The following is a 12,175-nucleotide window of genomic DNA, read 5'->3' on the forward strand; positions in this document are numbered from 1 at the left end:
ATAACAAGGAGTCAGCGATGACTATTCTCAATTCAGCAGAGCAACACGCCGGCGTGCAGAGCCCTGCCCTCGCCGAATCAACGTTCAAGAAAATAATGTGGCGATTCATGCCATTGCTGTTTCTTTGCTACGTCGTCAGTTACCTGGACAGGATCAACGTCGGCTTTGCCAAGCTGACCATGCTCAACGACCTGTCCTTCAGCAATGCGGTCTACGGCCTTGGCGCCGGCGTTTTCTTCATCGGCTACTTCTTCGCCGAAGTGCCCAGCAACATGATCCTGCACCGCGTCGGCGCGCGACGCTGGATCGCTCGGATCATGATCACCTGGTCGCTCATCTCGGCGGCTACCGCGCTGGTTCAGACGCCCATGCAGTTCTACATCGCGCGATTTTTCCTGGGCATTGCTGAAGCAGGCTTTTTCCCTGGCATCGTGCTCTACCTCACCCTTTGGTTTCCGGCCCATCGACGGGGCAAGATGGTCGCGCTGTTGATGGCGGGCAATCCGGTTTCCGGAATACTGAGCGGCCTGGTATCAGGCTATATCCTGCACACCATGAATGCCGTGCAGGGTCTGGCGGGCTGGCAATGGCTGTTCATTATTGAAGCTGCGCCCGCGCTGGTACTGGGTGTTGTTGTGCTGTTCTTTCTCACCGACAAAGTCGACGACGCTCATTGGCTGAGCGAAGCAGAAAGGACATTGGTGGCAGAAGAAATCAAACACGACAACAGCACCAAGACCCACAGTTCGGTGCGCCAAGGATTGCTGGGTGGCAGAGTCTGGCTGATGTGCGCAATCCTGTTTTTATTGGTCATGGGCACCAGCACCATCGGCTTCTGGCAGCCCAGTATCATCAGCAACTCAGGTATCGCTGACCCCAGGATGATCGGCGCCATTTCGGCAGTGCCGTATCTGGCAGCATTGCTCGGCATGTATCTGGCGGGCAAAAGCTCCGACCGTCATCGTGAGCGTCGTTGGCATGCGGTTATTCCGCTGCTGGTGGCGGTACCAGGGTTTCTGATCTGCGCGTTCTTCCCCTCGACGCCGTGGTTGGCCATTACCGGACTGATCATCGCGACCGCCGGGATCATCACTTCGCTGCCGATGTTCTGGGCGCTTCCAACGTCATTTCTGGGTGGTGCGGGGGCGGCAGCAGGCATTGCACTGATCAATTCGACAGGTAACCTGGCAAGTTTTGCCGGTCCTGCATTGTTGGGATTCTTGAAGGACCTGACTCAATCGATGACGACCGGGCTTGTGATCGTCGCCGGCTGCGTGTTCGTGTCGGCAATGATCATCCTGGTATTTGTACCCGCCAAGCTGGTCAATCGGTGAGAGGTGAAAATGCCCGGCAGGTGCCGTGATGCTGTTCACCTAAAGTTGGGGTACATATCCCGCAAATAAAAATGCCCGGCAGAGGCCGGGCATTCCAGACGAACTCAAGTCGGGCGCTAGTTTGTGTAACCCAGTTTCGCTGCCTTGCTCTCTTGCACCTGCCCACGCGTCGCCAGGCAGTAATACAACGGACAAGTCACCACCAGCCCCACCAGCCACGACAGGTCAGCACCTTCCACCAGATTGGCATACGGCCCGACATACAACGACGTATTGGCAAACGGCAGCTGCACGATAATCCCGATGAAATACGCAACAATCGCATGCAGATTGAACCGCCCGTAAATCCCGCCATCAGCACGGAAGATCGAGGCGATATCGTAATGGCCACGCTTGATCACGTAGAAATCAATCAGGTTGATCGACGCCCAAGGCACCAACACCAGCAACAGCGCCAGAATCAACCCGATGAACTGCGAGATGAAATCCGCCGAAGCGCCCAATGCGATAAAACAGCAACCCGCCAGCACCCCACTCGACAGCACCACTCGCAGCTTGATGCTCGGCGTCCACTGGCTGGCGAAGGTCTGGATCGAGGTGATGATCGACAGCACCGCGCCATACAGATTCAAGGCGTTGTGGCTGATGATGTTGAGCAGAAACAACACCATCAAAATCGGCCCCAGCCAACCGGTGGATTGCTTCACCGCGACCATCGCCTCGGTGCCTTCCGGGGTTGCCAGGACCGCCACCGCGCCAAAGGTAAACGACAGAATGGTGCCCAATGTCGCGCCCAGATACGTAGCGAAAAATGGCCGCGCAATGCCGATATCCGCCGGCAGGTAACGCGAGTAATCCGACACATAAGGCGAGAAGCTGATCTGCCAGATGATTCCCAACGACACCGTTGCCAGCCAGCCCGACAGGTTGAAACCGCCGCGAGTGAAGAAGTCTGCCGGCAGGTCATGGGCGAAGATGTAAAGAAAACCGGCAAGCAAGGCACTGCCCATGACCCAGGTGCCAATGCGATTGAGGGTGTGAATGAAGCGGTAACCGATCACCCCGATCGCGGTGGCGCTGAGGGCGCCGATGAGGATGCTCGCCGGCACCGGAACCGAAGGCGCGATGCCGACAATCGACTTGCCGGCCAACACGATGTTGGAGATGTAAAAGCCGATGTAGATGATCGCCGCAAAGAACACGATCAGTAGCGCACCATAACGGCCGAACTGGCCGCGGCTCTGAACCATCTGCGGAATCCCCATGCGCGGCCCCTGGGCCGACGCGAGGGCAATCACCAGACCGCCAGCCATATGCCCGAGAGCAATCGCCAGCAGACCCCAGAACAGGTCGAGGTGGAACACTTGAACCACCATGGCGCCGGTCACGATGGGCAACGGCGCGATGTTGGTACTGAACCATAAAGTGAAAAGGTCGCGGGCCTTCCCGTGGCGTTCCGCGAGTGGGACGTAATCGACCGTGTGATTCTCGATCAGGGGGTCTTGCCGGGACATCTGGGACATGTGCATGAACTCTAGTTTGTCTGATCTTATAGTTGTACGAAGCCAAACCGGGGGAGCTCTTTGGCCACCCCTCAGATGCCTGTCATATTATGGTATTCCATCTTTTTAACAAGACTGACCCGGTCTTTTAGCGTCCATCTGCCCCGTAATCCTGGTGCCTCAGCGCCCGCAAAGACTGGCTAAAAGCCCAGTAAACATTGACTAAAAGACCAAATACGCACGTTTATCGGTCAGAAAAAAAAGCCCTTGCAAACTATGTATTACGGTATACCATCAGACCTACAAACACATAAAAACCCGTACTACACCGCCAGAGGACCGTCCCATGATCGATGCCGCCATCTACAAACAAGTGATGGGTTCGTTTCCTTCCGGGGTGACTGTGATTACCACGCTGGATGACGACGGCCAAATCGTCGGCCTGACCGCCAGCGCCTTCAGCTCGCTGTCCATGGACCCGGCCCTGGTGCTGTTCTGCCCCAACTACAGCTCCGATTCCTATCCGGTCCTGATCAAGAACAAACGCTTTGCCATTCACGTCCTGTCCGGCGGCCAGCAGAGCGAAGCCTATGCCTTCGCGCGCAAAGGCAAAGACAAGGCGCAAGGCATCGAATGGACCTTGAGTGAACTGGGCAACCCGATTCTGGCCAATGCCACGGCGGTCATTGAATGCGAGTTGTGGCGCGAATATGAAGGGGGCGACCACGCAATCATGGTCGGCGCGGTGAAGAATCTGATCGTGCCCCAGCAGAACGCCGGGCCACTCGTGTATTGCCACGGCAAGATGGGCGCCCTGCCCGTGTTCGCCTGATTCGACACTACTCAGAAATATTTTGCGTACATTGCGAATTTCGATACTCCAATAATCAGCCTGCCGACTCCCGATCGACCGGCCAACAACAAAAGATCCGAGGTAAGCGTCATGAAGTTTTCCCTGTTCGTGCACATGGAACGTTGGGACGAAAGCGTCAGCCACCGTCAGTTGTTCGAAGACTTGACCGAACTAACCCTGATGGCCGAAGCCGGCGGTTTCAGCACCGTCTGGATCGGCGAACACCACGCCATGGAATACACCATCTCGCCGAGCCCGATGCCGCTGCTGGCCTACTTGGCCGCCAAGACCACTACCATTCACCTCGGCGCCGGCACTATCATCGCGCCGTTCTGGCACCCGTTGCGGGTCGCCGGTGAATGCGCACTGCTGGACGTTATCAGTAACGGCCGCATGGAAGTCGGTCTGGCCCGTGGTGCCTATCAGGTGGAGTTCGACCGCATGGCCGGCGGCATGCCCGCCTCTTCCGGCGGTCAAGCGCTGCGCGAGATGGTCCCGGTGGTGCGCGCCCTGTGGCAAGGCGACTACGCTCACGATGGCGATATCTGGAAATTCCCGACCTCCACCAGCGTGCCGAAGCCGATCCAGAAGCCTAATCCGCCGATGTGGATCGCCGCTCGCGACCCGGACTCGCACAACTTCGCGGTGGCCAACGGCTGCAACGTCATGGTCACGCCGCTGATGAAGGGCGACGAAGAAGTCCTCGACCTGAAGAACAAATTCCAGGCCGCCCTGGACAACAACCCGGACGTGCCGCGCCCGCAACTGATGGTGCTGCGTCACACCCACGTCCACGCGGTCGATGACCCGGAAGGCTGGAAAGTCGGGGCCAAGGCGATCTCGAAGTTCTATCGCACCTTTGATGCCTGGTTCGGCAACAAGGAAGTGCCGGTTAACGGCTTCCTGGCGCCGAGCCCGGAAGAAAAATTCGCCGCTCGTCCGGAGTTCGAACTGGAGAGTCTGCACAAGACCGCCATGATCGGCACCCCGGAAGAAATCATCCCGCGCATCAAGTATTACCAGGAACTGGGGGTCGACGAGTTCAGCTTCTGGTGCGATAACAGCCTGCCCCACGCGGAGAAGAAAAAATCCCTGGAGCTGTTTATCAAACACGTGGTGCCAGCGTTTCGCTGAGCCCGCCACCCTGCCCCTCGGACGCGAAGCCGGGGGGCTGACTGACGTGTAGGGTCGATTCCAATGCTGAACGGTCGTCTCCCATCACTCGCCCTTCCCTCCGGCGCCAAGCAGGCTTATCTGCGCGGCGAATGGACCGCTTCGCATCTCCATTTCAAGCGCCTGCGCGCCAGCGTTACCGCCAAGCAGAACGGCTTCTGGCAAATAATTCACTGAGCCCACCCGAACTGGAATTCACGCACCCACGTCTCGTCATCGCGAGGCGTGTCCGGTGCATTGTGCTTCGCCCATGATCAGGTTTGCTCAATGAACAATAAAAACGCGCTGTTGATCATCGACATGCAGCAGGAGGACGGTTTCGTCCTGGAAAACGTCGACACGGTGGTAGCCCATACCGCCGCTCTGCTGGAGACCGCCCGTCGTCAGCGGGTGCCTGTCATCTATACCCGCCACATCAATCAGGCCGACGGCAGTGACTTGCCGCGCGGCGAACCGCGAGCGCCCGATGGTGGCCCAAGCAGTTACCGCGCCGGTACCCGGCAAGTGAAAATCATCGAACGTCTGGCACCGCGGCCTGATGAACTCATTGTCGACAAGGGCCGCTACAGTGCCTTCCACCGCACTGACCTGGATGTCCGACTCAAGGCATTCGGGGTCGATACCCTGATCGTCTGCGGCGTGCTGACCGATGTCTGTGTGCTCAGCACGGTGTTCGATGCCTTCGCCCTGGGTTATCACATTCGTCTGGTCAACGACGCCTGCACCACGACCACCCTCGCAGGACATTACTCGGCGCTGTTGATCATGGCCAACTGGGTCTACGCCCTGGAAATCCTGACCTGCGCCCAATGCCTGCGAGCCCTGGAAAACCGCGACTATCTCAGCCTGATCCCCGAGCGCCCGGACCTGTTTGCCCACCAGCCCCATGAGCTGGAAAGCACCATCGCCCGTCTGCACACCCACCTCGTCCGGACTCAGGAGTGATCGCCATGCAAGTCGAAAAAAGAAGCATCGATTTCATCCCCGAGGCTGAACGCCATGGCCAACCCGGCTCGCTGTTCTTCATCTGGTTCGGCGCCAACATGAACATCACCACTATTGCTTCCGGCGTGTTGCCGGTGGTGATGGGGCTGAATCTGTTCTGGAGTGCGTTGGCAATCATCATCGGCTCGCTGTTGGGGGCGACTGATTCATCGTCTGCAGAAATGTCTGTCGCTGCTTTCGCTGCTGGTGTTCATCGCCGCTACGGTGCTCGCCTTGCATCTGCCGATCCCGGCCGAACAATGGCTGCCAACGGGCTTCTCGTTGTCGAAATTTCTGGTGGCGGTGAGCATTGCCGTGACCTGGCAACTGTCCTACGCGCCTTACGTGGCTGACTACTCGCGTTACCTGCCGAGCAGCACGCCGACCGCAAAAGTGTTCTGGTACAGCTACGCCGGCACGGTCAGCGGTGGTGCCTGGATGATGATTCTCGGGGCGATCCTCAGCGTCGGTATCAGCGACTTTTCCAGCAACGTCGGCAGCCATGTCGCCGGGCTGTTTGGTGGCGGCGCGCTGCTGCTATTCGTCTTCATCCTCTATGGCCAGGTGTCGATCAACGTCTTCAACCTGTACGGCGCCTTCATGTCGACCATCACCGTGATCGAACCCTTTGCCCGGCTCAAGGTGACGCCTCGGGTGCGCGGCCTGTTCATGCTGGTGATCAGCCTGGTGGCCACAGCCTTGTGCACCATCAGTCAGGACGACTTCATCACCTTCTTCCTCAACTTCATATTCTTCATGAGCTATTTCCTGATCCCATGGACGGCCATCAATCTGGTGGACTACTACTGCCTGCGCAAAGGTCAGTACCGGATCGATGACATCTTCGACATGGACGGGATCTACGGGCGCATCAACTGGATCGCCTGTGGCAGTTTCCTGCTGGCGATCGCCCTGGAAATCCCTTTCATGAACACCACGTTGTATGTGGGCCCGGTAGCCAACGCCCTGGATGGCGTAGACCTGGCCTGGATCGTCGGGTTGCTGGTGCCCGCCCTGAGCTACTACTGGCTGATGAAACTCGCCAAGCGTGCGCCGATCGTGGGTGAAGCGCTGCCGTAGATCACTGAAGGGCATAGCGCCGGTCAAGGCCGGTGCTGTGCCTTGCCATTCATCGATAAAACTCAACAATCGAAAATACTTGCCGATAGTCAGGACAATGCCCCATCGTCTGGGGATCCTGGAATGAGTAGCAGCGGGTTAAAGCTGATGAAAGATATCTATCTACTGATCGAGCACGGCATCGATCAGGGCGAAGTGTATGTACTGGGTTGGTTCGATGATGAACGCAAGGCTAAGGAAGTCGCCGAGGAGAAGGAGTGGGAGGCGTATCGCGCCAGCTTAAAAGCCGAGCATGTATGGTCCAGCCACAAGCCGTTGGCCCCAGATAAAACAACTTATAGGCGTTTCTGGATCAAAGCGGTTTCCAGGTATGAGCGCGTGCCTGTTCCGAGATCCTCGGCGGTCCACTGAAATTGAGCAAGTGCCGAATTTCAGGCAAAAAAAATCCCAGGCAGCTGATGGACGCCTGGGACTCAAAATGCATAAACCGTGGTGGTGAACGCGGGGCGAATATTACTTAATATTTCTTCCTGTAACAAGATATTTTTATTCACTGTCCAGTTACTAAAACGCCTAACTCATTAAATATCCACACAATTTTTATGGACGAGCATCGAAACAAGGCCTGATTTAGAGGTACCAGCGATACTCCCGCGCACTGATGTCCTGCAGGAATGCCAAATGGTCCTGACGCTTGTTTTCGCAGTAGACATCCACAAATTCCGCACCCAAACCTTCGCGCAGCTGCGCATTGTTTTGCATCGAACGCACGGCCTCCAGCATCTCCAGCGGGAAGTCGATACCGCTGCCACGATCTTCGTTGAGGGATGCAATCGGTTCACGACCGATTTCCAGACCTTGCTCCAGCCCAACTAGAATCGCCGCCAACACGAGATATGGATTGGCATCCGCGCCAGCCAGGCGATGTTCGATGCGCAGATTTTTAGCGTCCGACTCAGGCACCCGCAGGCAGGCGTCACGATCTTCAAACCCCCAACTGGCGCGCGTCGCGACGTTCACCGTGCCACTCAAGCGACGCATTGCGTTGTGATTCGGCGCAAAGATCGGCATGCAATGCGGCAACACTTCAAGGCAACCGGCCACCGCATGGCGCAGCGCCTGCTGATCGTTAGCGGCCAACAGGTTATTTCCGGCCTCGTCATAAAGGCTCACATGCACATGCATGCCGCTACCGGGGTGCTGCAAGTAGGGTTTGGCCATGAAGCTGGCACGGTGATTGTGCTTGAGGGCCACTCCCCGTGTGCTGCGGCAAAACAGCGCCGCCCAGTCGGCCGCACGCAGGCCGTCGTCAAGGTGACCAAAATTGATCTCGAACTGGCCCGGGCCCAGCTCCGCAGTGATCACCGTGGTGTCAATGCCTTGCGCCCGCGTGGTCTCGACCATTTCATCGAGTACCGGTGAAAATCTCGACAGCCGTTCGATGTGCATATTCGGCTGATCATCGGCATCGTCCGTCAGCTGATCGCGAGGGAACTGTGGCAAGCCGTCACGTAGCTGGCGATCGAACAGATAGAACTCCAGCTCGAACGCGACCACGGGGAAAATCCCTTTTCGGCCAAGGCGCTCAAGCACCTGCGCCAACACTTCGCGCGGCTCGAAGACGATAGGCTTTTCGGTACCGCTTGAGGTAATCAGCATCTGACCCAGCAATTGTTTTTCCCAGCTCACAGGCTTGAGCGTACCGGGCACCAGTCGGCGGGGAGCATCCGGATCGCCGTCGTTAAAACAGTAGTCGCCGATTTTGAACAGACCGCCCTGCGTGCCCAGCAACACACAGTTTTGCGGCAGCTTGAGCACGCTGCCCGCGGCGACCTTCTCGAGCATTTCTATCGGGTAGCGCTTACCGTAAAAATGCCCGGGAATATCCAGGGAAATCAGGTCAACGTAACGCACCTGTGGGAAGCGCTGACGAAACGCGCGAACCTCAGCAACCAGATCAGAGCAGACAGCATCCATCGTTAGTGTTCCTTGTTGTTTTTATCAGGTGTAAACCCAAAGCACTCGGGTGAGCTGATCCGTGAGGTTGCCGTAGCGACAATGCGTGTGACTGGCCAGCTGAAAACTGTCGCCGGCACGTAATGTCACTGGTTGATCGTCATCCAGCCACAGCGTCAGCTCCCCCTCGAGGACATAGCCCCCCTGCTCCGAGCTGTCATTCATGTGCCGATCACCACTGCTGGCGCCGGGCTCCAGTTGGCTTTCAAGCATTGAAAAGGACGCCCTCATCTTTGGAGAAACGAGGATGTCGGTAATCCCGTCGGCGTAATACAGCGTGCGTCGCTCATCCGGGCGGGTTACCCAAGGCAATGCCATGGGTTTGGGCAAGCTGTAGAAATAAGTGGTCGGCACGCCAAGGGTTTCGCTGATGGCGGTCAAGTCCGCCACCGTGGGACGTGACAGCCCCCGCTCGACTTGCGAGAGAAAACCCACCGAACGACCGATTTTGTCCGCCAAGTCTTTCAGCGTGTATTTTTTGTGTTTGCGCAGGTCCTGGATCAGGATCGCCAGCGCCGAGATTTCTTCTTGCATGTCCATCTAAAGGCTTCCAGAAATTGATGCTTCAAAGGCTGTCGCGCAGCCGATACCAGGCCTTTCCGATGGCTTCCAGCGGTGCTGCCAAATACTTTCCACCGGGAAAACTGCCGTTGATCAAACCCTGGTACAACGCCAGCTCATCCGGCTGGCCAAGTATCGCGTCGGACACGGCGCGGGCCCCGGCCAATGTCGGCAGCACGCCGTGCCCGGAGTAACCCTGTAGCCAGTAGAGATCACCACGTCGACCGATGTCAGGCGTGCGCTTGAGGGTGAGGTCGATATGCCCTCCCCAGGCAAAATCCAGCTCGACGCCCTTGAGCTGGGGAAATACGCGCTCCAGATAAGGCCGCGTCGCGGCCGCTATGTCCTTCGGCATGCCACCCAGATAGGTGCAACCACCGCCGAACAGCAGGCGGTTGTCCGGCGTACGGCGGAAATAATCGAGGACAAACTGATTGTCGGTGACGCACACATTGCTCGGCAGCAACGCGCTCGCCTGCTCCTCTGAAAGTGCCGCGGTGGCCACCTGATAGGTCCCGACCGGCAACACGCAACTCGACAGTTTCGGATCAAGCCGATCCAGATAGGCGTTGCACGCCAGCACCAACACGTCCGCATGAATGCGACCGCGCTCAGTGGTGACCACATAACGATCACCTTCTTCGCGATAACTCAGCGCCTTGCTCTGTTCATGAATGCATCCACCGGCACGTTCAATCGCCGCAGCCAGCCCGAGCGCCAGTTTCAGCGGATTCAAATGCCCGCCTTCAGGATCAAACAGGCCCGCCTGATAGCGTTCACTGGCGACCCATTCCGGCAACGCCTCGCGCGCAATGAACTGCAAACCATCGTGGCCCCACTTGTGGCTGGCCTCGTGCTGCCATTCTGTCAGCAGACTCACCCGTCGCGGCATCACCGACGTCCAGAGGTGGCCAGGCCGATAGTCACAATCGAAATCATGGCGTGCGGGCAAGTCTCGCAACTCCCGTGCAGCCCAGCGCATGCTGTCCCATAACCGGCGCGCACGCTCATAACCCAGCGCCGCCACCAACGGCGGCATATCACACGACCAACCGAGAATGGCCTGACCGCCATTGCGGCCCGAGGCTGCCCAGGCCACCCGACTGGCTTCCAGCAACGTTACGCGTTTGCCGGCCAGGGCCAGACGCAACGCCGTATGCAATCCACTGAAGCCGGCCCCGATGATCAACACTTCGGTGTCCTGATCGCCCTGCAAAGGGGCTCGATCCAACAGACGATCCGCGCAGGTGTGGGCGTAATAGCTGGCGACGTGCTGGGTAGATTGCTGAAACATGCGGGCCTCATGAAATTTTATACTTATAATTTCATGAAAAAGTACACGTTAAATTTCACAGTCGCAACCGTTCAAGGCGCAAAAAAAATCCCGCCCAAGAGAACCCGGGCGGGATTTTTTTCAAACAGACAGCGTTATTAAAGCAACGCTACCAACGTTTCAGGCGGCAGGAATCATCGGATCCGCTGAAGCCAGCGCAGTGACACGGTCAGCCGCGGGTGGGTATATCCACATCGTGTTGATCTGGGTTTTCAGCGCCTTGGCTTCCTCCTTGATCAACTTGACCTGGCGGTCCCAGCCCTCCGTGTAGACCGCTCCCCAGGCGCCCAGATCCAGACAGGTCACGTATTTAGGCTGGCTATACGGAGTCGGATCCACGCCCAGGAGCTGTGCGGCAACGTTGTTGCCGGCATGACGACCCAGCGAGATGGCGTGCTGACAGGTCATCAATGCGAAGTTGCCGATGTCATCGCTGGCGGCGTAGGCGACGTCGCCGGTGGCGAAGATGTCTTCCTGGCCAATGACTTTCAGGTGCGCGTCGACGTGCAGACGGCCCAGGTGATCGCGTTCGGCTGGAATCTGCTCGGTCAGCGAGCTGGCGCGCACACCGGTGGTCCAGACCACGGTTTTGGCATCAATGCGCTGACCATCGGCGAGAGTCACGCCGTTTTCATCGACGGCGACCACCGACGATTTCAAGCGCCATTTCACGCCGGTTTCAATACTGGCTTCAGCGATCGACTTGGCGATCTCGGCACCCATGGACCCGCCAACTTTCTCGCCACGATCAACGATGATCACTTCGATGTCGGCACGATCACCCAGGATGGCACGCAGACGCGCAGGCATTTCAGTCGCCGTTTCAATCCCGGTGAAGCCACCACCGGCCACCACTACGGTGTTGCGTGCTGTGCTTTCTGGAAGGTTGACCAAGGATTTGAGGTGATTTTCCAGGCGTACGGCCTGTTCGATCTGGTCGACGTCGAAGGCGTGTTCGGCCACACCTGGAGTGTTCGGCAGTGCCAGGCGGCTGCCGGTCGCCAGAACGAGTTTGTCGTAGCTGCACACTTGCTGATTGCCCGATGCATCGACGTAACCGACGCGTTTTTGCGCAACGTCGATGGTCTCCGCGGCACCCTTGATGAACTTCACGCCGACCGCATCAAACAGTTCGCCAATCGGCGCAGCCAGTTGGTGCGCATTCGGCTCGTAGAAGCGCGGACGCACACGCAGCTCAGCCTGAGGGGCCAGAACGGTCACTTCAACGTCGTTGTGACCATGAATGTCGAACAGACGCGTGGCGCTCAATGCCGTCCACATGCCACCGAAACCTGCGCCGATAACCAAGATGTGCTGTTTCATTTTTAACTCCGGGGAG

At 57.8% G+C, this 12,175-nt stretch carries 11 protein-coding genes and 1 pseudogene; 7 read left to right on the forward strand and 5 right to left on the reverse strand.

All coding sequences use genetic code 11. The features are described 5' to 3' along the window. The first annotated feature begins 17 nt into the window (after positions 1–17). Entirely contained in the window at positions 18–1,334 is a 1,317-nt protein-coding gene (locus tag ACYZT5_RS12060; protein ID WP_462051298.1) for an MFS transporter, read from the forward strand. 116 nt (positions 1,335–1,450) lie between these two features. On the opposite strand, the gene ACYZT5_RS12065 is transcribed toward ACYZT5_RS12060, so the two are convergent. Further along, positions 1,451–2,857, reverse strand: coding sequence for a purine-cytosine permease family protein (locus ACYZT5_RS12065; protein WP_462051299.1), 1,407 nt, complete (start codon positions 2,855–2,857; stop codon positions 1,451–1,453). Positions 2,858–3,182: 325 nt separating this feature from the next. On the opposite strand from ACYZT5_RS12065, the gene ACYZT5_RS12070 reads away from it, so the two are divergent. The 6 genes and pseudogenes from ACYZT5_RS12070 (at position 3,183) to ACYZT5_RS12095 (ending at position 7,337) form a co-directional block, all read left to right on the forward strand. Then, on the forward strand, positions 3,183–3,668 hold the full coding sequence (locus ACYZT5_RS12070) for a flavin reductase family protein (protein ID WP_208667910.1): 486 nt from the start codon (positions 3,183–3,185) through the stop codon (positions 3,666–3,668). Between the two features lie 111 nt (positions 3,669–3,779). Further along, entirely contained in the window at positions 3,780–4,823 is a 1,044-nt protein-coding gene (locus ACYZT5_RS12075; RefSeq protein ID WP_462051300.1) for an LLM class flavin-dependent oxidoreductase, read from the forward strand. Between the two features lie 63 nt (positions 4,824–4,886). Beyond that, on the forward strand, positions 4,887–5,039 hold the full coding sequence (locus tag ACYZT5_RS12080; RefSeq protein ID WP_462051301.1) for a hypothetical protein: 153 nt from the start codon (positions 4,887–4,889) through the stop codon (positions 5,037–5,039). 90 nt (positions 5,040–5,129) lie between these two features. Next, entirely contained in the window at positions 5,130–5,807 is a 678-nt protein-coding gene (locus ACYZT5_RS12085) for a cysteine hydrolase family protein (protein ID WP_462051302.1), read from the forward strand. A gap of 5 nt (positions 5,808–5,812) precedes the next feature. Beyond that, positions 5,813–6,926: pseudogene (locus ACYZT5_RS12090) on the forward strand (purine-cytosine permease family protein). Positions 6,927–7,073: 147 nt separating this feature from the next. Beyond that, positions 7,074–7,337: a hypothetical protein gene (locus ACYZT5_RS12095; RefSeq protein ID WP_462052241.1), complete on the forward strand. Its 264-nt coding sequence runs from the start codon at positions 7,074–7,076 to the stop codon at positions 7,335–7,337. A gap of 219 nt (positions 7,338–7,556) precedes the next feature. On the opposite strand, the gene ACYZT5_RS12100 is transcribed toward ACYZT5_RS12095, so the two are convergent. From ACYZT5_RS12100 to ACYZT5_RS12115, 4 genes are all read right to left on the reverse strand, one after another. Then, complete coding sequence (locus tag ACYZT5_RS12100) at positions 7,557–8,903, reverse strand: glutamine synthetase family protein (protein ID WP_462051303.1); 1,347 nt, start codon at positions 8,901–8,903, stop codon at positions 7,557–7,559. A gap of 24 nt (positions 8,904–8,927) precedes the next feature. Then, positions 8,928–9,482, reverse strand: a complete 555-nt coding sequence (locus tag ACYZT5_RS12105; protein WP_033057731.1) for a helix-turn-helix domain-containing protein — start codon at positions 9,480–9,482, stop codon at positions 8,928–8,930. Between the two features lie 25 nt (positions 9,483–9,507). Further along, positions 9,508–10,797 (reverse strand): NAD(P)/FAD-dependent oxidoreductase, encoded by a 1,290-nt coding sequence (locus tag ACYZT5_RS12110; protein ID WP_462051304.1) that lies wholly within the window; start codon positions 10,795–10,797, stop codon positions 9,508–9,510. Between the two features lie 159 nt (positions 10,798–10,956). Then, the gene (locus tag ACYZT5_RS12115; RefSeq protein ID WP_462051305.1) at positions 10,957–12,159 is read right to left on the reverse strand and encodes an NAD(P)/FAD-dependent oxidoreductase; all 1,203 of its coding nucleotides are present in this window, start codon (positions 12,157–12,159) and stop codon (positions 10,957–10,959) included. Between the last annotated feature and the right edge of the window lie 16 nt (positions 12,160–12,175).

Source organism: Pseudomonas sp. LB3P14, from assembly GCF_054898045.1.

Coding starts and splice junctions, on each gene's coding strand:
- ACYZT5_RS12080 (WP_462051301.1), top strand. CDS start 4,887: ATGCTGAACGGTCGTCTCCCATCACTCGCCCTTCCCTCCGGCGCCAAG.
- ACYZT5_RS12110 (WP_462051304.1), bottom strand. CDS start 10,797: ATGTTTCAGCAATCTACCCAGCACGTCGCCAGCTATTACGCCCACACC.
- ACYZT5_RS12060 (WP_462051298.1), top strand. CDS start 18: ATGACTATTCTCAATTCAGCAGAGCAACACGCCGGCGTGCAGAGCCCT.
- ACYZT5_RS12075 (WP_462051300.1), top strand. CDS start 3,780: ATGAAGTTTTCCCTGTTCGTGCACATGGAACGTTGGGACGAAAGCGTC.
- ACYZT5_RS12065 (WP_462051299.1), bottom strand. CDS start 2,857: ATGTCCCAGATGTCCCGGCAAGACCCCCTGATCGAGAATCACACGGTC.
- ACYZT5_RS12095 (WP_462052241.1), top strand. CDS start 7,074: ATGAAAGATATCTATCTACTGATCGAGCACGGCATCGATCAGGGCGAA.
- ACYZT5_RS12105 (WP_033057731.1), bottom strand. CDS start 9,482: ATGGACATGCAAGAAGAAATCTCGGCGCTGGCGATCCTGATCCAGGAC.
- ACYZT5_RS12115 (WP_462051305.1), bottom strand. CDS start 12,159: ATGAAACAGCACATCTTGGTTATCGGCGCAGGTTTCGGTGGCATGTGG.
- ACYZT5_RS12085 (WP_462051302.1), top strand. CDS start 5,130: ATGAACAATAAAAACGCGCTGTTGATCATCGACATGCAGCAGGAGGAC.
- ACYZT5_RS12100 (WP_462051303.1), bottom strand. CDS start 8,903: ATGGATGCTGTCTGCTCTGATCTGGTTGCTGAGGTTCGCGCGTTTCGT.
- ACYZT5_RS12070 (WP_208667910.1), top strand. CDS start 3,183: ATGATCGATGCCGCCATCTACAAACAAGTGATGGGTTCGTTTCCTTCC.